Source organism: Marinibacterium profundimaris, from assembly GCF_002210095.1.
GTDB classification, from domain to species: Bacteria; Pseudomonadota; Alphaproteobacteria; order Rhodobacterales; family Rhodobacteraceae; genus Marinibacterium; species Marinibacterium profundimaris.
Genome location: NZ_AQQR01000003.1, coordinates 176,879 through 197,798 on the forward strand (window position 1 = coordinate 176,879; position 20,920 = coordinate 197,798).

Annotated in this window: 20 protein-coding genes; 3 read left to right on the plus strand and 17 right to left on the minus strand. The window is 68.4% G+C overall.

Annotation, left to right across the window (positions count from 1 at the left end; translation table 11 throughout):
- Positions 1-3: 3 nt before the first annotated feature.
- From ATO3_RS09075 to ATO3_RS09095, 5 genes are all read right to left on the minus strand, one after another.
- Positions 4-525, minus strand: a complete 522-nt coding sequence (locus tag ATO3_RS09075) for a c-type cytochrome, methanol metabolism-related (protein ID WP_088649536.1) — start codon at positions 523-525, stop codon at positions 4-6.
- Between the two features lie 197 nt (positions 526-722).
- Positions 723-2,522, minus strand: coding sequence for a lanthanide-dependent methanol dehydrogenase XoxF5 (xoxF5, locus tag ATO3_RS09080; RefSeq protein ID WP_088649537.1), 1,800 nt, complete (start codon positions 2,520-2,522; stop codon positions 723-725).
- Positions 2,523-2,729: 207 nt separating this feature from the next.
- A complete protein-coding gene (locus tag ATO3_RS09085; RefSeq protein WP_158217925.1) occupies positions 2,730-3,737 on the minus strand; it encodes a quinoprotein relay system zinc metallohydrolase 2 in 1,008 nt (335 codons plus the stop codon).
- 4 nt (positions 3,738-3,741) lie between these two features.
- A complete protein-coding gene (locus tag ATO3_RS09090; RefSeq protein ID WP_088649539.1) occupies positions 3,742-4,854 on the minus strand; it encodes an S-(hydroxymethyl)glutathione dehydrogenase/class III alcohol dehydrogenase in 1,113 nt (370 codons plus the stop codon).
- Positions 4,855-4,936: 82 nt separating this feature from the next.
- The gene (locus tag ATO3_RS09095; protein WP_088649540.1) at positions 4,937-5,143 is read right to left on the minus strand and encodes a hypothetical protein; all 207 of its coding nucleotides are present in this window, start codon (positions 5,141-5,143) and stop codon (positions 4,937-4,939) included.
- A gap of 141 nt (positions 5,144-5,284) precedes the next feature.
- On the opposite strand from ATO3_RS09095, the gene ATO3_RS09100 reads away from it, so the two are divergent.
- Both ATO3_RS09100 and ATO3_RS09105 read left to right on the plus strand, forming a co-directional pair.
- Positions 5,285-5,932 (plus strand): hypothetical protein, encoded by a 648-nt coding sequence (locus ATO3_RS09100; RefSeq protein WP_088649541.1) that lies wholly within the window; start codon positions 5,285-5,287, stop codon positions 5,930-5,932.
- Positions 5,916-6,287: a hypothetical protein gene (locus ATO3_RS09105; RefSeq protein WP_233152086.1), complete on the plus strand. Its 372-nt coding sequence runs from the start codon at positions 5,916-5,918 to the stop codon at positions 6,285-6,287. The genes ATO3_RS09100 and ATO3_RS09105 overlap by 17 nt, the downstream gene beginning before the upstream one ends.
- 37 nt (positions 6,288-6,324) lie before the next feature.
- Here the strand turns inward: ATO3_RS09105 and ATO3_RS09110 are convergent, their stop codons facing one another.
- The 7 genes from ATO3_RS09110 to ATO3_RS09140 all read right to left on the minus strand — a co-directional run bounded on the left by ATO3_RS09110 (position 6,325) and on the right by ATO3_RS09140 (position 13,382).
- Positions 6,325-6,891: a hypothetical protein gene (locus ATO3_RS09110; protein ID WP_088649542.1), complete on the minus strand. Its 567-nt coding sequence runs from the start codon at positions 6,889-6,891 to the stop codon at positions 6,325-6,327.
- A gap of 171 nt (positions 6,892-7,062) precedes the next feature.
- Complete coding sequence (locus tag ATO3_RS09115; RefSeq protein WP_158217926.1) at positions 7,063-7,863, minus strand: quinoprotein dehydrogenase-associated SoxYZ-like carrier; 801 nt, start codon at positions 7,861-7,863, stop codon at positions 7,063-7,065.
- A gap of 209 nt (positions 7,864-8,072) precedes the next feature.
- Positions 8,073-9,554, minus strand: a complete 1,482-nt coding sequence (locus ATO3_RS09120; protein ID WP_143747250.1) for a hypothetical protein — start codon at positions 9,552-9,554, stop codon at positions 8,073-8,075.
- A gap of 84 nt (positions 9,555-9,638) precedes the next feature.
- Positions 9,639-10,295, minus strand: coding sequence for a response regulator transcription factor (locus ATO3_RS09125; protein ID WP_158217927.1), 657 nt, complete (start codon positions 10,293-10,295; stop codon positions 9,639-9,641).
- Positions 10,292-11,917, minus strand: coding sequence for a sensor histidine kinase (locus tag ATO3_RS09130; protein WP_088649546.1), 1,626 nt, complete (start codon positions 11,915-11,917; stop codon positions 10,292-10,294). Before ATO3_RS09130 ends, ATO3_RS09125 begins: the two co-directional genes overlap by 4 nt.
- On the minus strand, positions 11,914-12,855 hold the full coding sequence (locus tag ATO3_RS09135; protein WP_332888693.1) for a YVTN family beta-propeller repeat protein: 942 nt from the start codon (positions 12,853-12,855) through the stop codon (positions 11,914-11,916). Before ATO3_RS09135 ends, ATO3_RS09130 begins: the two co-directional genes overlap by 4 nt.
- The gene (locus ATO3_RS09140; protein ID WP_088649547.1) at positions 12,837-13,382 is read right to left on the minus strand and encodes an SRPBCC family protein; all 546 of its coding nucleotides are present in this window, start codon (positions 13,380-13,382) and stop codon (positions 12,837-12,839) included. Before ATO3_RS09140 ends, ATO3_RS09135 begins: the two co-directional genes overlap by 19 nt.
- A 355-nt stretch (positions 13,383-13,737) precedes the next feature.
- Between ATO3_RS09140 and ATO3_RS09145 the strand changes: the two genes are divergently transcribed.
- Positions 13,738-15,699 carry a sensor histidine kinase gene (locus tag ATO3_RS09145; protein ID WP_088649892.1) on the plus strand — a complete coding sequence of 654 codons (1,962 nt, stop codon included), beginning with the start codon at positions 13,738-13,740 and terminating at the stop codon, positions 15,697-15,699.
- Between the two features lie 387 nt (positions 15,700-16,086).
- On the opposite strand, the gene ATO3_RS09150 is transcribed toward ATO3_RS09145, so the two are convergent.
- The 5 genes from ATO3_RS09150 to fdh3B form a co-directional block, all read right to left on the minus strand.
- Positions 16,087-17,433: a sigma-54-dependent transcriptional regulator gene (locus ATO3_RS09150; RefSeq protein WP_088649548.1), complete on the minus strand. Its 1,347-nt coding sequence runs from the start codon at positions 17,431-17,433 to the stop codon at positions 16,087-16,089.
- 15 nt (positions 17,434-17,448) lie between these two features.
- Positions 17,449-17,574, minus strand: coding sequence for a hypothetical protein (locus ATO3_RS29455; protein WP_269845405.1), 126 nt, complete (start codon positions 17,572-17,574; stop codon positions 17,449-17,451).
- Positions 17,571-18,863, minus strand: a complete 1,293-nt coding sequence (locus ATO3_RS09155; protein WP_088649549.1) for a c-type cytochrome — start codon at positions 18,861-18,863, stop codon at positions 17,571-17,573. Before ATO3_RS09155 ends, ATO3_RS29455 begins: the two co-directional genes overlap by 4 nt.
- Positions 18,864-20,102: a formate dehydrogenase subunit gamma gene (locus tag ATO3_RS09160; RefSeq protein WP_088649550.1), complete on the minus strand. Its 1,239-nt coding sequence runs from the start codon at positions 20,100-20,102 to the stop codon at positions 18,864-18,866. It lies immediately after the preceding gene.
- A gap of 215 nt (positions 20,103-20,317) precedes the next feature.
- Positions 20,318-20,911 carry a formate dehydrogenase FDH3 subunit beta gene (gene fdh3B / locus ATO3_RS09165; RefSeq protein ID WP_088649551.1) on the minus strand — a complete coding sequence of 198 codons (594 nt, stop codon included), beginning with the start codon at positions 20,909-20,911 and terminating at the stop codon, positions 20,318-20,320.
- Between the last annotated feature and the right edge of the window lie 9 nt (positions 20,912-20,920).

Genomic DNA, 20,920 nt, shown 5'->3' on the forward strand with positions numbered 1-20,920 from the left:
GGCTCAGCCCATGCACGAATTCTCGTCCTCGGTGAAGCGGTCGGACTTGGGGTCCTTGCTGGGCGGACGTCCGCGCGGGATCGCGTCGGCGCCGCGCGCCTTGAGGTAGATATAGATGTCGTCCAGGTAGCACATGACGTTCTTGTTCAGCCCGAACGCCGGCATCACCTGGTTGTCCGCGGCGTCCACAACCTTGCGGCCCTCGACCACGACATAGACGAAATCGTAGTAATCCATGTCGATCGCGCTGTCCTTCAGCGCCGGCGCATAGCTGGACCCTTCGCCGTCCGGCCCGTGGCAGACATGGCATTCCGCGTGGTAGCGGCGGAAGCCCGAGAAGGTGTACCAGTCGACCGTCCCGTCTTCCTTCACGTTGAAGGTGGGCACATCGTCCTCGGTGAAATATTTGCCGCCTTCCTCGTAGGCCGCGGTGATGTTGTCGACCTCGTTTTCCTGCGCGATGGCGGCGCCTGTGGCCAGAACAAGGGCCAGGCCGGCGGAGAGGGCGTGCGAGATGGGTTTCATCTGGGTCCTTTCTAAGTCAGCCCCGGGCGGCTTCTGCCGGCGCCGGGCGCGGAACTGCACGTCTTTTCGGATCAATCCTGCCCGATCCGCGGAGCTTGCGAAGCAGGACTTTGGTCTTTTTCTCAGGATCTGAGAGGGCCTTGCGGACGGCGCTGGAAACTGGTCTAGCCACCGCCTGAGGTCTCGATCCGCCGTCCTCAGTCAGGCAGGGCGAAGACGGTCAACTGGCCGCCAAGAGCCGTGTAGCTGCTGAGGCCCGCGTAGCCGCCCACGGCGCCAAGGCCGTCGTTCGGGTTCACAAGGCCCGCCGCCAGACCGATACCGGCCCAGCCGCCGATGCCGGAATAGACCGCCACGTACTGCTTGCCCCGATGGCTGTAGGTCATCACGTTGCCGATGATGCCCGACGGCGTCTTGAAGCGATAGAGCTCCTCGCCGCTGGTCGCATCGACCGCCTTCAGGTAGCCTTCGAGCGTGCCGTAGAAGACAACGTCACCCGCGGTGGCCAGCGCGCCGGACCAGACCGAGAACTCCTCGGGCAGCGACCAGACGATCTCGCCGTTGATGTTGTCCCAGGCGATGAAGTTGCCCATGCCGCCGTGGCTGTTGGGCGCCGGGTACATCGCCAGCGTGGCGCCCACGTAGGGCTGACCGGCGGTGTAGGACACGCGGAACGGCTCATAGTCCATGCAGACGTGGTTGGTCGGCACGTAGAACAGTTCCGTCTTGGGCGAATAGGCCGCCGGCTGCTGGTCCTTGGTTCCCAGTGCCGCCGGGCAGATGCCGGTGGAGTTCACGTCTTCGCCGTTCTGCTCGGTCGAATATTGCGCGACCACTTCTGGACGCCCGTAATTCTCCGAGTTCGGATCCATGTCGACGCCGGTGGTCCAGTTCACGACCGGGTCGAACTTTTCGGCCACCAGCAGTTCGCCGGTTTCACGGTCGAGCGTATAGCCCAGGCCGTTGCGGTCGAAATGGGTGAGCAGCGGACGCATCTCGCCGTCGAATTCCTGATCCGTGAGGATCATCTCGTTGACGCCGTCATAGTCCCATTCGTCATGCGGGGTCATCTGATAGACCCACTTGGCCATGCCGTCATCCGGATCGCGGGCCATGATGGTCATCGACCACTTGTTGTCGCCCGGGCGCTGCGCCGGGTTCCAGGTCGACGGGTTGCCGGTGCCGTAATAGACCAGGTCCAGCTCCGGATCGTAGGAGTACCAGCCCCAGGTCGCGCCGCCGCCGATCTTCCACTGATCGCCTTCCCAGGTCTTCAGCGAGCTGTCGGCGCCCACGGGCTTGCCCAGTTCCATGGTGTTTTCCGGATCGAACAGGATCTGGTCGTCCGGCCCCATGGAATAGGCGCGCCAGACCTGCTCACCGGTTTCCATGTCATAGGCGGTCATGTGCGATTGCACGCCGAATTCACCGCCCGAGATGCCCACCAGCACCTTGTCCTTCACCGGCAGGACGGTGGCGGTGTTGGTCTCGCCCTTGGACGGATCGCCGTTGACGACCGACCACTTGACCGCGCCGGTCTTGGCGTCCAGCGCCACGACGGTGGTGTCGGCCTGGTGCAGGAAGATCATGCCGTTGGCATAGGCCGGGCCGCGGTTCACCGTGTCACAGCACATGACCGGGATCACGTCCGGGTCCTGCTTGGGCTCATACTTCCAGATGATGCGGCCGTCCGCGTTCAGGTCCAGCGCATAGACCTTGTTGGGAAACGGGGTGTGGACATACATGATGTCACCCACCACCAGCGGGCCGCCTTCGTGGCCGCGCAGAACCCCTGTCGAGAAGCTCCAGGCCACCTGCAGATCACCCACGTTGTCGCGGTTGATCTGGCTGAGTTTCGAATAGCGCGTGTTGGCGTAATCGCCGGTCTGCAGCACCCAGTCATTCGGGTTCGACTGCAGCGACATTACACTGTCATTTGCAAGTGCCGCCCCGGACATCATGGTGCCGGCGAGCAGGCATGCGACAATCTTTTTCATGGTTCCTCCCATTCAGATGCACGGGCCAGCGGCCAATCCTCCCTGGCGCGGGTCCGAGCGGGTCGTGGAGGGGTGATCGTGAAAAAGGCGCGTCCATCCAATGACTTGGTGGAACCTTGATCATCCCCGTATACCGATGTGAACCGACACACGCCCTCGTTGCAACAGGGAATCTCAGAAACTAAGACTTAGGTAGGGAAGCGCTTGTCATTCCCATTCCAGTTCGCGCCAGGCGGCGGTGATGTTACGAGGATGGTAGGTTTGAGAAAGCAACCATCCCGGCAGATCCGCATCGCTTTCGCCGGTCACCACGTCGATCAGTGCGGTGCCCTTGGCGATCTCGGCGCGCAGCCCGGTGGCCAGGTCCGACAGGTAGCTCAGCGTCGGCGCCGCGGCGTCGGGCCAGGGGGCCGAGACCGGCCCATGACCCGGCACGACTCGGGCGGCCGGACGATCGGCGGCCGCGCGCAGCGCCTGCTGCCAGCCCGTGACCGAACCGTCGATCGACGGCAGATGCGTCAGGAATGCCAGGTCGCCCAGGAACCACGTCGCCGTGTCACGGTCGAAGACCGAAAGATCGTTTGTCGTATGACCAACGCCATGCCGTCGCAGCTCGAGCACGCGGTCGCCCAGGTCGATGGCCTCGGGCGTCTCGCTCACCGGCGGCGGGCCCTCAGCGGCGCTCCAGCCCGGCCCGACATCCCGCGCATAGGCCTGATGGTAATGGTCGTACCGGGCCGCGAGGCCGGCCGCAAAGGCCGGATGAGCAATCGCCGTCGCGCCGGCCTCCAGGAAGACGCCGGCCCCCATCACGTGGTCGGGATGCATGTGGGTCAGCACGAGGTACCACACGGGCAGATCGGTGCGCGCGCGGATGTCGTCCAGCAGGGCCCGCGCCACCGCGTCCGAGCCTCCGGCGTCGATGACGGCCACCGCCTCTTCTCCGACGACATAGCCGATATTCGCGGTGTCGGCCCCGTTGCCCGGCCCCGGCTCGGCCACCTGTCCGCGATGCACGTAGACCCCCGGCGCCACCTCGGCCACCCAGAAGGCCCCGTCCCCGCAGGTCCAGGCCTCCCTGGTCCAGCCGGGCGCGGGCACATGTTCGCGCCCGGCCCGCTGGCAGGACGCCTGATCGGGCCAGGCGCCCTGCTCTCTTACCTCGCAGTGACCCGGCGCACCGGTCAGGCACGCCAGGACCAGCAGCGGCAGCACAGGATCAGTAGACCACCACGGCGCGGATCGATTCACCCGCGTGCATCAGGTCGAAGCCCTTGTTGATGTCTTCCAGCGACAGCGTGTGGGTGATCATCGGGTCGATGTCGATCTTGCCGTCCATGTACCAGTCGACGATCTTCGGCACGTCGGTCCGGCCGCGCGCGCCGCCGAAGGCCGTGCCGCGCCAGGACCGCCCCGTCACCAGCTGGAACGGACGGGTCGAGATCTCGGCCCCCGCCGGCGCCACGCCGATGATGATCGATTCGCCCCAGCCCTTGTGTGCGCATTCCAGCGCCGTGCGCATCACGCCCACGTTGCCGGTGGCGTCAAAGGTGTAATCCGCGCCGCCCTTGGTCAGCTCGACCAGGTGGGCGACCAGGTCACCGTCCACATCCTTGGGGTTCACGAAGTCGGTCATGCCGAAGCGCTCGGCCATCTCCTTCTTCGACGGGTTCAGGTCGACGCCCACGATCTGGTCCGCGCCGGCCAGCCGCAGCCCCTGGATCACGTTCAGCCCGATGCCGCCCAGGCCGAAGACCACCGCGCGCGAGCCGATCTCGACCTTGGCGGTGAAGATCACCGCGCCGATGCCGGTGGTGACACCGCAGCCGATGTAGCAGACCTTGTCGAAGGGCGCGTCGGGGTTGATCTTGGCCAGCGACACCTCGGGCAGGACCGTGTGGTTGGCGAAGGTCGAGCAGCCCATGTAATGCAGGATCGGCGTGCCATCGAGCATCGAGAACCGCGTGGTGCCGTCCGGCATCAGGCCTTGTCCTTGGGTCGCGCGGACCTTCTGGCAAAGGTTGGTCTTGGGGTTGAGGCAATATTCGCATTCCCGGCACTCGGCCGTGTACAGCGGGATCACGTGATCGCCCGGCTTCAGGCTTTTCACGCCCGGGCCGACCTCCAGCACGACACCGGCGCCCTCATGGCCCAGGATCGCGGGGAACAGCCCCTCGGGATCGGCCCCCGAGAGGGTGAATTCATCGGTGTGGCAAATGCCCGTCGCCTTGATTTCAACGAGAACCTCGCCCTCCTTGGGGCCTTCCAGGTTCACTTCCATCACTTCCAGGGGTTTGCCGGCCTCGAGAGCCACCGCGGCGCGCGTCTTCATGGGGATGTCCTTCCGGTTGAACGTCGCGGGGAGGCTAACGCCCCGTGACGCCGCTGCCAAGTTAGCCGATGGTCGGACTGGCTCAGGTCGACTCTTCCGTGGTGATCATGGCGCAGCGCCAGGACCGGACCTGCCACGCCTCGTTCATGACCTGCCAGCGCGACACGCGCGGGATCGAGGAATAGAGGCATTGTGACGGGCTCAGCCCCGGCGTCAGAAGCGTGAGGTTATGCTCGCGGCAATGGGTGGGATCTTTTGCCAGACAGGCCATGACAATCAGCTCCAGCATGATCGGGCACCTCCCAGGCCCTCCGTCCGACGGCGGCCTTTGGGGCAATCCTGCAGGGGCCCGGCCATCTCCGGTCGGGACAGTTTGCGTCAGGCCGTGCCGCGATGCTACCTATACCAAAGGGGAAGAGGAGACCCTGAGATGAGGAAAACCGCAAGTGCGGCCGCACTGGCGCTGCTGTTGGCCTGGCCACTGGCCGCGCCCGCCGAAACCAGCACCAGCAACCAGACCGCCCTGCTGTTCGGCACACCGCACATGTCCCGGGTCGAGGAGGGATCGACGCTGGACTACGACGTCCACACGATCCGCACCGACGCCACCAGCGGCGACACCACCGAAACCGACGGCCACATCGCCCTGCGCACCAGCGCCGGAACCGAGCCCCAGAGCCGCAACGTCGAGGCCGAACTCACCCGCGACGGCCGCAGCCGCACGCTGGACCCGTTCCGCTCGGTCAGCGGAAACCCGGTGCTGATCATCTTCCTGGAGCAGGTGCTGCAGGATGTGTCCGAGGCCACCGGCGGCAGTTCCAACTACCTGCGCAACCGCATCCGCGAGGGGCTGGCCAGCGGCCTGACCGAGGAGGAGGTCCCGGGCGGCACCCGGCTGGTCATGCAGCCGCTGGCGCAGGATCCGAACACCGCCGAACTGGGGCCTTATGCCAATCTCGAGTTCAGCTTCGTGATCGACGACGCCCTGCCCGGCATGCTGGGCCAGCTCAGCGCCAAGGCCGGCCCGGCAGAGGCCCCCGTCTTCCTCGAGGAGGTGACCTATGATGCCGAAGGCTGATCCGCTCCGCCGCATGGCTCTGGTTGTCGCGGCAGCCCTTTCGATGACCGCGCCCGTGGCCGCCCAGACCCCGGTCGTGAACGATTATCCCACCGTCGCGCGGGCCGATTACGTCTTCGGCTGCATGAGTTCCAACGGCGAGACCCGCGAGATCCTCGAGAAATGCTCCTGCTCGATCGACCATATCGCGCGGCTTCTGCCCTATGAACGCTACGTCAGCGCCGAGACGATCCTGCGCACGCTGCAGGTCGGCGGCGAGAAGGTCGCGCCCCTGCGGGCGTCGGCCCGGCACAAGGCGATGGTCGCCGACATGCGCCGCGCGCAGATCGAGGCGGATATTCTCTGCTTTCAGTAGGCGGCCCCGTCCCGTCGCGGGGGCGGGCGCCAGTGCACTACCGGTAGGGATAATGCGGCGCGGCCGGGCGGCCCTGCGGCAGTACCGAGCCGTCGCGGATCACCTCACGGCCACGGGCGATCACGTGGACCACCTCGCAGATCGCCCCTTGCGCCGTCACATGAGGCAGCGCAACCGGATCGAAGACCACGATATCGGCGATCATCCCGGGCATCAGGCGGCTCTGCCCGATCGTCGCCGCAGGGCGCATTGGGCTGCCGGCTGATCCGCCGGGCACCGGTGCCGGCTGCATCCATCCGCAGGCCACGATCAGGCCAAAGGCATCCAGCACCTGATCGCCTTTCAGCGCATCGGGCGTGATGCCGGTGATCCGCCCGTCGCGGATCCCGATGTTTGCGGGCTCCGTCCGTCCGCTTTCCGGGTCGAGGATCAGACCGACCGCGATCACCAGGTCATGGGTGGTGCCGGTCCAGTCGTCGTCGAAGAAACTCAGCCCGCCAAGCCCCTGGCGCCTCGGCGCGGGGCCGGTCCGGATCTGCTGCACGGCAATCCCCCTGCCCGGCAGGCTGCCCCGGATCAGGGCCCTTTCATTCTGTCGGCCCATGGATATCCCCGGATCGCCACCACCACCACCACCACCACGACAGACGTGTGCCGATCACCCTAAAGCGATACCGTCTTGCGCGACTTGATATGGATCAACTCGCGCCCATGGGGTCAGGCCCCTCACGTCCGCGCCCGGATCCAGGGGAAAGTCCCGGCGACAGGAAGGCCGTCAGAAGGCGTGATCCAGCGGAAAAAGCCCGTCGAAATCGGCCCCGTCCGTATCCCCGGCCTCGACCCGCAGCGGCCCCTCGCCCGAGGGCGTGAAGCGGAACCGCAACGAGGGATCCTCGCTGAGCGAGATGCCGCCCTCCATCTTCAACAGCAGGTCGTCGCCCTGGTAAATCGCGATCCGGTCCACGAAACGCGCCGGCACGTAAAGCTGCGTGACCTGGTCCAGCTGGAAGCCCGAATTGTTGGGATGGCGGATCATCACCTGCGCGTCCAGCCGGTGCGGATCGGCACCCTGCTGCGCCTCGAAGAGCCGCATCTTCATCCGGCCCAGCGTCGCCTCGGCCGCGACCGGGTCACTGCTGGCCGGGGCCGAACAGCCGCCCGAGGCCTTCACGTAGCGCGCCGACTGGATCAGGCTTCCGTCGTCCAGCTCGGCCACTGCGCGGACATTGGAATAGGCGTTGACCCGCAGCCGCGTCGACAGCTCGACCACCGGGCCCATCGCCGGGGAAAGCTCGAACGTGGCGGCCACCGGCGCCGGGTTCTCGTCGACGATCAGCGTCAGGCGCACCACCTGCCGGTCGGGCCCCGGATCGATCCGCAGGCGCGTGGGAACGGCGGCGGCGTCATGGGCGCGGTACGGCAGGTCGAGCGATATCGCCTCGCCCGCCGGTTCGATCACCGCGTCCTCGGCAAAGATCGCATCGCGGATATCGGCCCAGGTCTCTCCGGGCTGTTCCGGCCCGGCCATCCTGTCCTGGGCCGCGACAGGCGCGGCCATCAGGCCGGCAAGGGCCACGGCACCGATCCACGCTGCCCTAGGGCGGCTCCGGGCGTCACGGTTCCGGTTCAAAAGACGCATGGTTCTCCTCCCTGCGCTCCTCCTGTGGGTCAAGGCTGGCACGGGGCGGACCGGCCTGTCGATAGGGTCATGGTCGTAGACGCCCGGAAACGCAAACGCCCGGGACACGCGGCCCCGGGCGGTCTGGTCCTGGCGTTCTGCGCCGGTCACTCGGGACAGGAGGGCTCCACATAGGCCGCGCCGTCCTGCACGCCCAGCAGCACCAGCGAACAGCCGTTGTCCAGCTCGGCCGGCCGGAAGATGTCAAGCGACAGCGGCCCCTGCCCGACCTGCATCAGCTGCGCGGTGTTATCCGGCAGCCGCTGCACGAAGATCCGCGCATCACCCACCGTGGCGGTCTGACCGACCTTCAGCATCAGGCCGGTCTCGCTCAGCCTGTCGGCCAGCCGTGGCTCCGGGTCTGCCTCGGGCTCCGTCGCGGCCGTCTCGGGCGTCTCGGGCGCCGCTTCGATTTCCGGCACGGGCGCCGGCGCGGCGACCAGCGTGGCGATGTCCGCCAGCGACACCGCGTCATCGCCGCAGGCGGCATGCAGATGCGCAACGCGGCCGTCCAGCCCCTTCAGCGCGACACCGCAGCCATTCGCCATGACATGCGGCTGGCGCGTGCCGACGGTGGCCTCCTCGCTCATGCCGGTGAGGGTGAAGATCCGCAGATGGGCCGCGCCGCCGTCGAGGCGGGACAGGAACACGCGCATGTCGCCGAAGAGCCCGGTCTGGCCAACCGCCAGCGCCATGTCCACGGGTTCGGGCAACTCGCCCTGGGCAACGCCGGTCCCGGCGGCCTCGTCCGCGCAGGCGGTGGTGAGATAGGCCTTGCGCCCCACCAATCCGGCCAGCGCCACGGCGCAGCCGCCGCCGACATCCGCCGCGGCGCCGTCGATCCCGGCTGTCACCGGATCCTGGCCGCGGATGCGCAGATGGGCGCCGGCCTCAGACACGCGCGACAGGAAGATCCGCGTCTCGCCCAGCTGGGCGGATTCGCCGATCGACAGGATCATGCCGTCATCGCCCACCGCGGCGGCCAGCGCCTCAGCCTCGGCCGTGTCATCTACGGGCTCTGCGGCCCCGGCGGTGTCCGCCGCCGCCGGTTCCTCCGTCCCGTCGGGCGGCGCGGCGGCCGTCCGGGTGGCGCCGGTCCCGGCGGACCCGGGCGCCTGCGGCGAGGTGCCGCCCATGCCCACGGCGGCGGCCGCGGCCGTCAGGGTCTCCTGCATCGCGGCCATCAGATCGCCCCGCATGCTGTCCATGTCGCCGGTCATGCCGGTCACCGTGTCGGACAGGCTGGCCTGGTCGCCCGACAGCTGCTCCAGCGCGCCGCGCAGCTCCTGCAGCGCGGCTGACTCCGCCTCGGCCTTGGCGCCGAGCGCCTCGAGGCTCGCCGCCGTCCCGGTCGACTGGTCCTCCAGCGTGCCGGTCAGCGCGGCGATCGCCGTCTCGTTGGCCTGGATCCCACCCGCCAGCGCATCCACCTTGACCGAGACATCCTCCAGCGCCCGGGCCAGCCCGGCCTGCATCTCGTCCATCTGCGCGGTCATCCGGGCATCCTGCTCCGACCCGCTGCTCATCGCGAAGCCGAGCACGATCCCGGCCACTGCCGCTCCTCCGGCCCATAGATACTTTTCCGTCATGGCGCGTGTGTTCCTCCCCTGGCCAGTCCTGGCTTTGCTTAAGGGGTACCAAATGGTTTCCCCTAGGTCACCTTATATTGGCCCTCACTGAACGAGACGAAAGCCCTCTCCCCGGACGGTCTCGATCCGGATATCCTCGGACAATTCGGCCAGTTTCCGGCGCAGGTAGCCGACATAGACATCGACGGAATTGCCCGACACCTTGTCCTCCCCGCCCCAGGCGGCCGCCAGCAGATCCTCGCGGCGCACCGTCTCGCCCCGGTGGTCGATCAGCGGCTGGGCCAGCGCCCATTCCCGCCGCGTCAGCGTCACCCGCCGCGCGCCAAGCGCCAGCACCCGCGCGCCGGCATCGCGCCGCAGCTCGGGCCGTTCGGGCGGGCCGCGACGGCCAAGCGCATGAAGCCGGGCCAGCAATTCGTCGAATTCGAAGGGCTTGACGAGGTAATCGTCGGCGCCGGCGTTGAACCCGCGCAGCTTGTCGTCCAGCGTGTCGCGCGCGGTCAGCATGCAGACCCGCGCCGGGTGGCCGAAGGTGCGCAGCGCGGCGCAAAGATCGGCGCCGTCGCCGTCGGGCAGCATCCGGTCCAGCACCACCAGGTCATGCGCCAGCCGCCCGACCTGCGCCACCGCGTCCTGCAGCGTGCGCTCCCAGTCGACGTCATAGCCCGCCTGCGCAAGCCCGCGTTCCAGCATCCGCGCGACACCCACGTCATCTTCGACCAGCAGAAGCCGCGTGCTCATGACCCCTCCCCGCATGGCGTACTCCGGCATGGCTGGTCTCCGGCCCTGACAGGCCGGCTCCCGCTGTTGCGCATGGTGTCCTCCTCCAACCGGGCCTCCTCCGGACGCTCCCAGGCCAGGCGCACTTCGGCGCCGCTCCCGGCGCGGTTCGCGGCCTCGACCCGCGCGCCATGATGATCCGCGATCCAGCGCACGATGGCCAGCCCCAGACCGCTGCCCCCGCGCAACCGGCCCGAGCCGCCCTGCACGTAACGATCGAAAAGCTCCATCGGGTCGCCCTCGCCAAAGCCCGGGCCCTGATCGCGCACCGACACGGCCCGCTCCGTCACCTCCACGGTGATCACGTCACCGGGGCCCGAGAACTTGATCGCGTTGTCGATCAGCGCCAGCACCGCCTGCCGCAGGGCCGAGGCATCGCCGATCAGTTCCCGCTCGCCCGCGATCCGCAGCTCCAGCGACACCTCGCTCGCCGTGGCAAAGCCGCGGGCCTGATCAACCGCGCCGGTCACCGCATCCGACAGCTCGAACGGGGCGCGGCCCAGCGTCAGCGTGCCATCCTCGGACCGCGCCAGCGACAGCAGGTCGTCCAGGCGCCGCCGCAGGAACCCGCCATTGGCCGAGATCCTCTCCAGCGCCGCGCGCTCGCCCGCCCCGGCCTTCAGCGCCACCTGCGCCTCGCCCAGCAGGACGGTGACCGGCGTGCGCAGCTCATGCGAGATATTGGCGAAGAAGGCGCGGCGGTCGCGGTCGATCCGCGTAAGTTCCGCATTGGCATTGGCCAGATCCGCCGTCGCCGCCTCGACCCGGGTGCGCAGGCGGTCCTGTTCCGTCTCGATCCGGTCCAGCATCGAATTGAACCTGTTGGCCAGCATGGCGAATTCGCCCGGCAGCGTGTCCGGCGCGCGCACCGGGGCGGCCGGATAATCCTCCACCGCGCCGGTCAGGGCGCGGATCGGGCGCAGCAGCTGGCGATAGGCGAAGATGCCGATCACCAGCGCCGCCAGCAGGCAAAGCCCCACCAGAAGCGCGCCGATCGTCAGGTAGCGCGCGCGCAACGCCTCCAGCCGGGTCAGGGCTGCGGCGGATTCGGCGCGCTCGTCCTCGATGATTGAGGTCAGGATGCCGCGAAAGGCCGCCTCGTCCAGCGCGATCAGCTCGGCGACCTCGACGGGGTTCAGGGGCTGGCCCGCCTCGGCCTGTCGGATGCGGGCGAAGATCATCTTGCGCTCGATATCCTCGAAGATCGTAAGCATCTGCAGCGCGCGCACCATCTCGCGGCGCTCCTGCACCTGTTCGGCGTCGCCCGAGGCATGGCCGATCTCTTCGGCGATGATGCCGCGATGAACCAGCAGCGTGCCGCGCAGGTTGCCGGCGGCGGGGCTGTCGCGCCCGTCCTCCTCCAGCGGGCGGCGGCCGACATCCAGAAGGTAGCGGTTGAAGCTCGCCTCGATGATCCGGGCGGTTTCCAGCTGGCGCAGGGACTGGCCGGCGCGTTCGATCTGCACCTGTGCGGCGTGGAAGCCCAGGAAGGTCAGCACCGCAAAGCCCGCCAGCGCCGCCAGCGCCGCGCCATAGGCCACCCCCATCGTGACCGCGATCCGGCGGCGGGCCAGCCGTCTCATTCCGCGAGGAAACTGCCGAAGGCCCGCGGCCCCGAGCCGACCGCGATATCGTCGATCACCTCCAGCGTTTCGGCATCCACCACGCTCAGCGTATCCGTCATCCAGTTCGCCACGTATATGCGCCGGCCATCCCGGCTGGCATCGATGCCCTCAGGATATTCGCCCACGTCGATCTCGGCCAGCACCTCGCGGCTGCGGAGGTCGAAGACCGTCACGCTGTCGCCGTAGGAATTGGTCACGAAGCCCCGCGTTCCGGTCAGCGCCACCTCGTAGGGGCGCATCCCCGCCGGGATCACCGCCACCACCGCGCCATCCGCGATATCCACGACCGAGACATCGTCCGAGCCGACATTCGCCGTGTAGGCCAGCCGCCCGTCGCGATCCACCGTCACGCCAAAGGGGCGCTCCCCCACCGGGACCACCGCGCGCAGGCTCCCGTCGGCCGCGAAGACCGACAGCTGCGAGCTGTCCCGGTCCGCGCTCAGCACCGTCTGTCCGTCGGGCGTCACCGCCAGGCCCGAAGGGCTGTCCCCCGTGGGCCACTCCGCCACGACGGCGTCCTCCTCGATCACCATGATCCGGTCGCCATGCCAGTCGGCGGCGTAGACCGCCCCGCTGACCGGGTTCACGGCCAGACCCAGCGGCCCGCCGCCCAGTTCCACCGCCCGCAGATCACCGGAGCCGGGGTCGTAGACCGACACCCGCCCCGCCTCCGGGCTGCTCACCCAGACCCGGCCGTCGGGCGCCACGGCCACGCCGGCCGGCGCGCCGGGGATATCGACGCTGCGCAGCACCTCTCCGGCGCCGATATCCACGACACTCAGCGTCTGGTCCGACTGGTTGGTGACATAGGCCATGGGCCCCGCCGCCCCGGCAGACGCCAGGGAGACGAGACCCGCAACGGCCCCTCTCAGAGACCTCAGTTCGCCGCTCCGAATTCCGCGGCCAGCGCCTCCAGCCCGGCGCGGTAGACATCCGTCACCGCCGCGATGGCCGCCTCGTCGTTCAGCTCCGGCGGCGGATCGTTGTTGGGATAGCCGCGATAGAACGCGCCCCGCCATTCGATCAGCGACCCGCCGTCCGCGCCGTCCTTCACCGTCAGGTGCGACGAGTAATTCGTCACCGGCAGCACGTTCACGTCGACCTCGGTGATGCGGTAGGAATAGGTGCGCTTGTCGGCGTCGTACTTGTAAAGCACCTCGTTGATCACCGGCCCGTCCTCGGACCCGAGGCTCAGCACCCGCGTCGCGTCGATCTCGTTGCCGCCCTCTCCGACGGTCTTCGCCACCGCCGGATGCCAGGACATGTCCTGGAAGTCGCCGATCCGGGCCCAGACCTCCTCGGGCGGGGCGCTGACGGCAACGGTTTCGGTTATCTTCTGCCGCGATGGCCCGTGTGCCACTGCCGCCACCGGCACGGCCACAAGCGCGGCGGCCGTCACCACGGCCCCAAGAATGCCTCTCATCTGTCCTCCCTCCGATTGTCCGGCGCCTTTCCCCGCGCCGGGCCGCGATCCGCCCGCGACCCCCAAGAGGTGCCAGAGGATGCCGTTGCATACCATGCTGCCAAAGTCGCATCCGCACCGGCGCCTGCACGCAACGCCGTCCCTGTCCTAATCCCCCGGCACGCGCCGGGCGCGCCGCCTGTCTGCCATGCCCCCTTGCCGACGCCCTATCGGGGCACCCCGCGAGACCGGCCTGCCGCCCCCACCGGGGGCCGCCGTGGCGGTCACGCCCGGACCCCGAGGCTTGCCTTCGCGCGGCATCCTGCGTCAGATGGCGCATGATGCTCCGCCCCGTTTCAGCCCGGTCTGATCCGTGATCGCCTCGGTCCGCCTGCGCCTGCTGGTCCTGGCCCTGCTGCCGCTTGCGGTGCTGATGCCGTTCCTGCTGTTCCTCGGGATGACCCGCTGGACGGCGGATTACGACGAGGTGCTGATCGCCAATGTCGAAAGCGACCTGCGCATCGCGGAACAATACCTCAGCCAGCTGATGACTGGCACCGCCACCGGGCTGCGCGGTGTCGCCGAAAGCCGCGCCTTCGCCGAGGCGATGGAGATCGCGCCCGACGCCTTTCTCTCGGCCACGCGCAACAGGCTGTCGCTGGACTTCCTCTATTTCCTGCCGCGCGAGGCCGCCGCCCCCGCCGCCGACCGCTGGCCGGTGATCGCCCATGCCCTTGCCGGCCGGCCCGACAGCCAGATCGACATCTTCCCGCCCGGGATGCTTGCCGCCTTCTCCGGCCAGCTTGACGGCCTTGCCCGGATCGGCCTGATCGAGACCGAGGCCGCCGTGCCCACCGAGCGCAGCGTCGAGGATCGCGGCATGGTGATCCACGCCGCCGCCCCGGTGACGCAGGCGGGCCGCGAGGGCGTGCTGGTGGGCGGCATCCTGCTGAACCGCAACCTGCAGTTCATCGACCGGGTCAACGCGCTGGTCTATCTCAACGCGGTCACCGGGGGCGACCGCCAGGGCACCGCGACCCTGTTCCTGGAAGACGTGCGGATCTCGACCAACGTGCGCCTCTTCGAGGACGTGCGCGCGCTTGGCACGCGGGTCTCGGCGGCGGTGCGCTCGGCCGTTCTGGACCAGGGGCGGACCTGGCTCGACCGGGCGTTCGTGGTCAACGACTGGTACATCTCGGGCTACCTGCCGATCACCGACAGCTTCGGCGACCGGGTCGGCATGCTCTACGTGGGCTTTCTCGAGGCGCCCTTCACCGCCGCCAAGCGCGCGGCCTTCCTCTGGATGATGGCGGCGTTCATCGGGCTGCTGGGCCTGTCGGCGCCGGTCTTCCTGTGGCTGGCAAAGGGGATCTTTGCCCCGCTGGAACGCATGACCGAGACGATGAAACGGGTCGAGGACGGCGACCTGTCGGCCCGCAACGGCGATCTGCGCTCGCGCGACGAAATCGGCCAGGTCGCCGCGCACCTCGACCAGCTGCTGGACGAGGTGCAGGACCGCGACGCCCGGCTGCGCGCCTGGGCGGACGAGCTGAACCTGCGGGTGGAAGAGCGCACCGCCGAGCTGCGCCGGGCCAACCAGAAGCTGGAGGAGACCTTTCGCCAGCTGGTGATGTCGGAAAAGCTCGCCTCCATCGGCGAGATCACGGCCGGGGTGGCGCATGAGATCAACAATCCGGTCGCGGTGATCCAGGGCAATGTCGACGTGATCCGCGAGACCCTGGGCCCCAACACCCGCGAGATCGAGATGGAGCTGGGCCTGATCGACGGTCAGGTGACGCGGATCTCGGCCATCGTCGGCAAGCTGCTGCAATTCGCCCGGCCGGGGGAATTTTCCGGCGCGGGCGAGACGGTGGACCTGGCGCCCGTGATCGAGGATTGCCTGCTGCTGGTCGATCACGTGCTGTCGCGGGGCGAGATCGACGTGGTCTGCGACTTCGATCCCTGGACGCCGCCGGTGCGGATCGACCGGGGCGAGATGCAGCAGGTGGTGGTGAACCTGGTGGTGAACGCGGCCCAGGCGATGCGCGGGACCGGACGGCTGAGCATCGGCCTGCTGCCCTGTTCGCGCGACGGGGTTCCGGGGGCCGAGCTGGTGGTCCGCGACACCGGCCCCGGCCTGCCCGGCGGAATGGGCAACAGCGTGTTCGATCCCTTCTACACCACGAAACAGGGCGAAGGCACCGGGCTGGGCCTGTCGATCAGCCAGACCCTGGTGCAACGCGCCGGCGGGATCATCACGGCGGCCAATGCCAGGGGCGGCGGCGCGGAATTCCGTGTCTGGCTGCCCGAGGCCGGGGACGCGGCGGACGCCGTCTGAGCAAACGCCCTGTTCCGGACCGGAGCGCCCGGGGGGAACGGGCGGTCCGGTGTATTTTTGTCCAAGAAGAAGACAGGGGCGCAGTGCGAGGGATCTGACCTTGGGCTGCGGGCACGGGTCGTCGGGGTGCCCTTTTCTGCGGCCGAGGCGCGGGATGGAGGGGGCGGAATGAGGTATTTATGCAAAGATGAAGACATGACGTCGCGCGCTGCCCCGGCGTGGGATCTCTTGACAGAAGGTTAACACGCCCCTGCAAGCCATTGATTTCATTGAATCGGCCCACTGTCCCACGCGTGGGACACATGTCGCGCCGCGCCCCTGTCTTCACCTTTGTCCAAATACTCGGCCGGACGCCACAGCCAGGGCCACGGCCTCAGAAAAGGGTCCTCACATCGCCCAGGAGGCGCATTTCCGGTCGATCGTCTTGCGCGACACCCCCAGCCGCCGCGCCGCCTCGGCCCGGTTGCCGTCGCAGCGGTCGAGCACGTGCAGGATGTGGCGCTGCTCCACTAGGTCCAGCGTCTCGATCGCCCGCTCGCCCGTCACCTCGCCGTCGCCGGCGAATTCCGGCGGGAAGGCGCCCAGGATGACCGAGCGTTCGATCAGGTTCTTCAGCTCGCGCACGTTGCCTGGCCAGTCGTAGCGGCGCAATTTCAGCAGCGTCTCCTCGTCCAGCTCCAGCGCCGGCATGCCCAGGGACTGCGAGAAATGCCGCATGAAATGCGCCGCGAGCTCCACGATGTCCTCGGACCGTTCCTGCAGCCGGGGCATGTCGATCGTCACCACGTTGATCCGGTGGTAGAGATCGGCGCGGAAGCGTCCCTCCTCCACCGCGCGGGGCAGGTCGTCGTTGGTGGCGAAGCAGAAGCGCAGGTTCAGCGGGATGTCCCTTTCGGCGCCCACCGGCCGGATCCGCCGGTCTTCGAGCACGCGCAGCAGCATCACCTGCAGCTGCGGCGGCATCATCGCCACCTCGTCCAGCAGCAGCGTGCCCCCGTCGGCCAGCAGGAACAGCCCGGCCGCGCGCTTGTCGCCGCCCTCGATCACGCCGAACAGCTCCTCCCCGATCCGGTCGGGCGCAATGGTGGCGCAGTTGACCGCGACGAAGGGCGCCTCGGCCCGGTCCGACAGGGCGTGCAGGGTCCGCGCGGCGATTTCCTTGCCTGTCCCGGACGCGCCGGTGAAGAGCACCGGGGTCGACAGCGGGGCCAGCTTGTGCAGCATCTGCCGCACCTCGCCAAGCGCCACGGAATGGCCGATGAACGGCCCCCGCCCGGCCGTCGCATCCGCCGAAAGTTCATGCCGCAGCAGCCGGTTCTCCTGCCGCAGCTTCTTGCGGTCCAGCGTGCGGGCCACGGCGTTCAGGATCTGGTTGGCGCGGAACGGCTTCAGGACGAAATCGCTCACCCCGGCGCGGAGCGCGGCGATGGCGGTTTCGAGATCCGCATAGGCGGTGATCATCACCGTGTCGGCGAAGAACCCAAGGCGCCGCTGTTCGGTCACCCAGTCGAGGCCCTTCTTCCCGGGCAGGATATTGTCCAGGATGACCACGTCGAAAGGCGCCTCGTCCAGCCAGGTGGACGCCTCCACCGGAGAGGCCGCCGCCTCGACCCGCTTGCAGCGCGGCGCCAGGATCTTGGTGAGGAAATTGCGCATCCCCACCTCGTCGTCGACCACCAGGATCGACGCGCCGGCGAGCGTTTCGCCATAGGGTTCGGCAACGGGCTCTGCCATTCTCACTCCGCCTGTTCAGTCCAGCCGCACGTTGTCCCCCGAGAACCGGGCCTGAGAGCTGTAGCCCAGCTCGTGCAGGCCATAATAAGCACCCACGGCGATCAGCGCCATGACCACGATACCGGTGAAGATGGCTTTCATTCGGATGTCTCCTTTGCGGTCGCGTCCCTGAGGAAGGCGACCAGATCGGCCCGGTCCGAGGCGGCCGAAATGACCTGCATCGGCATCTTGGATCCGGGGATGTAGTGATCGGGGCCAAGGTCGAACAGCGCGTCGATCGTCTCGGGGCCCCAGGTGATGTCGGCGCCACCCAGCGCCGGGGAATAGCTGTAGCCGGGCAGCGTACCGGCCCGGCGTCCGAAGAGGCCGTGCAGCGTCGGGCCGGCCTTGCGCGAGGGGCCGTCGGTCAGGGCGTGGCAGATCGAGCATTTGCGCATGAACTGCCGCTCGCCGTTGTCCATCGTGTCCGCGTCGCGCAGGAAGCTGCGCTTCTGCCCCATGGTGGCGTCGAACGTGTCGAGTAGTGCCACGGGCCAGCCGTAGGCCACGTCGTCCAGCCCGCCGGCGTAGAGCATCGAGCCATCGGGAGAGAAGGCCAGCGCCCAGACGGGGCCCTCTGTCGTGGCGCGGTAGTCGCGCGCGATCTGCCAGCTCTCGGTGTCCACGATCATGATGTAGCCCTGCCCGTCCCCCACGGCCAGTTGCCCGGTGCCTGCGTGATGGGCCATCGCCAGGACCGGCCGGCGATCCAGGGTGAAATCCGCGATCTCCGCCCCGGTCCCGGCGTCGATCACCCGCGTGCCGCCATCGACGGCGCCGTAGGCGATCCACCCGTCCCCGCGCGAGATCGCGTTGACGCCGAAGCCATGCCGGACGAGGGGATCCGGTGTCCCTCCGGTCTCCGCCAGATCATAGCGCAGCAGACGCCCGTCCATGGTGGCGGCAATCAGCGCGGTGCCGTCGGAGGAGAAGGCCACGTCGTTCACACCGGCGCCCGGGTCCGGCAGAGCGCGGGCCGTGCCGGGGCCCAGCGACCAGAGGTGCAGCGTGCCGTCCCAGCTGCCGCTGGCGAGCCAGGTGCCGTCGGGCGAGACGGCGAGGCCCCGGATCTTGCCGGCGTGACGGCCGATCTCGGCGGCCGCCCCGGTGCCCCAGCGCCGGATGGCGAAATCGTCCCCGGCCGAGATCACCTCGCCCGAGGGTGTGACCGTCAGGGCCGTGACCGCCGCGGCGTGGCCCTCCAGCCAGAGCGGATCGCGTCCCTGCCAGAGACCCACGGAATTGTCGAAAGAGCCCGTCGCCACCCGCCCGTCGGCGGCCACGGCGATGGCCATGATCGGCCCGCCGTGCCCTTTCAGCGAGGTGAAGTCCTGCGCCGCGAGCGGACCCGCGACGAGCAGGGACAGCCCTGCCGCCCGGAGGATCCGCATCTATTCCGCCGGGGTCGCGCCCCGCGGAGCCTCTTTCTCGCGGGCCTTGACCTCGTCCAGCCAGATCGAATGGTGCTGATGCGCCCAAGCCTCGTCGACCTCGCCCGAGCCCATGGCGTCAAAGGCGCCCTCCATCCCCAGCGTGCCGATGTAGATATGGCCGATGATGATCGCCATCAGGACGAAGGCGACGATGGCGTGCCAGGCCTGGGCCAGCTGCATCTCTTCCTGCGGCGCGAGGCTTACAGGCAGCGGATCGTAGCCGAACCAGCCGGGAACGCCGATGTCGTTGATGATGGCGAAGGTCTTGGCGAAAAGCGGCATGTCGAAGGGGAAGAGAAGCGACAGGCCCGACAGAGAGATCGAGCCGCCCAGCAGGATGACCGACCAGAAGATCACCTTCTGGCCTGCGTTGAACTTCTTCGCCGGGGGGTGCTCGTGGCCGATGATGCCGCCGGCCTGTTTGAACCAGACGATGTCGGTGCGGTCCGGGATGTTGTGCCAGACCCACATGACAAAGACGACCACCAGCGCCAGCATGAAAGCCCAGGCGACGTTGTTGTGGATCAGCTTGGACCAGGTCAGCAGCAGGGCGTTGGTTTCCAGCCCCAAGTGCGGCGCGATGAACTTCCGCCCCATGAGCGTCAGAAGGCCGGTCACCCCCAGCAGGATGAACGACGCCGCCAGCGTCCAGTGCGCGGCGCGTTCGACGAACTGGAAACGCTCAACCGTGCGGCCGGTCATCTCTCCGTCGACGCGAACGCGGCCGCGGATCAGGTAGAAGATGGCGAGCACGGCAATCGTGCCCAGAAGCAGCCAGCCGCCATAGGTGATCAGCGGGCCCTCGCGGAATTCGTACCAGGTCATGCCGCCGTCCTGGACCAGGGTCTTGGCGACATCGCCGCCGGCCGAGACGCGGATGTCGGCCTCGTCGAAGCGCAGGGCGCGCCAGAGGTCGGGGTCCGAGGCGCCGCCCAGCGTGCCGAGCTGGCTTGACATGGCGGCGGCCTGTTCGGGGCTGCCGATGTTGATCTTGCGGTAGTCGTTGGAGACCGTCTCGCCGTTCTGCCGGGCAAGGATATCCTCGAGCGTGGGCGCGCCGCCGGTGGCGAGGCGCGCCTCGATCCGGGCCATTTCGGCCGGGTCCGGGGGCGGTGCGGGCTGCAGGATGACCGCCGCCACCAGGAAGACCGCGAATAGGGCCAGGAACCATCCGAAGCCACTGGTTCTGTTCGTCATGTGCCAGGTCCTCCTTGGGCCTGTGAAGATCGGCCGCTCCGCCCCGGATCAGGTCAGATCACCGCGGCGGGGCCACCTCGCCGCACCGGCGGGCCAGTGCGTCTCGGGAGACAATGGGCGGCGGGGCCGGCAGACGGCCACGGGGGCAAGGCGATACCGGACCGCCCTGCCCCCGTGTTCCGTCGCGGCGTGCCGCGTCATCGGGTCAGGACGGCTTAGCCGCCCTTCTGGTCGTAGGCCGTGCCCCAGCCCCAGGCGCCGGAGCCGAAGCCGCGGGCCACCACGCGTTCGCGGTAGATGGCCGAGACCACGTCGCCATCACCGGCCAGAAGCGCCTTGGTCGAACACATCTCGGCGCAGAGCGGCAGCTTGCCCTCGGCGATCCGGTTGCGCCCGTACTTCTGGAACTCGGCCTGCGAGTTGTTCTCTTCCGGGCCGCCGGCGCAGAAGGTGCACTTGTCCATCTTGCCCCGCGAGCCGAAATTGCCGGCCTGCGGGTATTGCGGCGCCCCGAAGGGACAGGCGTAGAAGCAGTAGCCGCAGCCGATGCAGAGGTCCTTGGAATGCAGGACCACGCCCTCTTCGGTCTGGTAGAAGCAATCCACCGGGCAGACCGCCATGCAGGGCGCATCGGAACAATGCATGCAGGCGACCGAGATCGAGCGTTCGCCCGGCTTGCCGTCATTGATCGTCACCACCCGGCGCCGGTTGATGCCCCAGGGCACCTCGTGCTCGTTCTTGCAGGCGGTCACACAGGCGTTGCACTCGATGCAGCGTTCGGCGTCACAGAGAAATTTTGCGCGTGCCATGTCTCATAT

What these genes read in the sequence shown, in the direction of transcription:
- ATO3_RS09075 (WP_088649536.1), bottom strand. Translation starts at nt 525, where the DNA reads ATGAAACCCATCTCGCACGCCCTCTCCGCCGGCCTGGCCCTTGTTCTG.
- xoxF5 (WP_088649537.1), bottom strand. Translation starts at nt 2,522, where the DNA reads ATGAAAAAGATTGTCGCATGCCTGCTCGCCGGCACCATGATGTCCGGG.
- ATO3_RS09090 (WP_088649539.1), bottom strand. Translation starts at nt 4,854, where the DNA reads ATGAAGACGCGCGCCGCGGTGGCTCTCGAGGCCGGCAAACCCCTGGAA.
- ATO3_RS09095 (WP_088649540.1), bottom strand. Translation starts at nt 5,143, where the DNA reads ATGCTGGAGCTGATTGTCATGGCCTGTCTGGCAAAAGATCCCACCCAT.
- ATO3_RS09100 (WP_088649541.1), top strand. Translation starts at nt 5,285, where the DNA reads ATGAGGAAAACCGCAAGTGCGGCCGCACTGGCGCTGCTGTTGGCCTGG.
- ATO3_RS09105 (WP_233152086.1), top strand. Translation starts at nt 5,916, where the DNA reads ATGATGCCGAAGGCTGATCCGCTCCGCCGCATGGCTCTGGTTGTCGCG.
- ATO3_RS09110 (WP_088649542.1), bottom strand. Translation starts at nt 6,891, where the DNA reads ATGGGCCGACAGAATGAAAGGGCCCTGATCCGGGGCAGCCTGCCGGGC.
- ATO3_RS09120 (WP_143747250.1), bottom strand. Translation starts at nt 9,554, where the DNA reads ATGACGGAAAAGTATCTATGGGCCGGAGGAGCGGCAGTGGCCGGGATC.
- ATO3_RS09125 (WP_158217927.1), bottom strand. Translation starts at nt 10,295, where the DNA reads ATGAGCACGCGGCTTCTGCTGGTCGAAGATGACGTGGGTGTCGCGCGG.
- ATO3_RS09130 (WP_088649546.1), bottom strand. Translation starts at nt 11,917, where the DNA reads ATGAGACGGCTGGCCCGCCGCCGGATCGCGGTCACGATGGGGGTGGCC.
- ATO3_RS09140 (WP_088649547.1), bottom strand. Translation starts at nt 13,382, where the DNA reads ATGAGAGGCATTCTTGGGGCCGTGGTGACGGCCGCCGCGCTTGTGGCC.
- ATO3_RS09150 (WP_088649548.1), bottom strand. Translation starts at nt 17,433, where the DNA reads ATGGCAGAGCCCGTTGCCGAACCCTATGGCGAAACGCTCGCCGGCGCG.
- ATO3_RS29455 (WP_269845405.1), bottom strand. Translation starts at nt 17,574, where the DNA reads ATGAAAGCCATCTTCACCGGTATCGTGGTCATGGCGCTGATCGCCGTG.
- ATO3_RS09155 (WP_088649549.1), bottom strand. Translation starts at nt 18,863, where the DNA reads ATGCGGATCCTCCGGGCGGCAGGGCTGTCCCTGCTCGTCGCGGGTCCG.
- ATO3_RS09160 (WP_088649550.1), bottom strand. Translation starts at nt 20,102, where the DNA reads ATGACGAACAGAACCAGTGGCTTCGGATGGTTCCTGGCCCTATTCGCG.
- fdh3B (WP_088649551.1), bottom strand. Translation starts at nt 20,911, where the DNA reads ATGGCACGCGCAAAATTTCTCTGTGACGCCGAACGCTGCATCGAGTGC.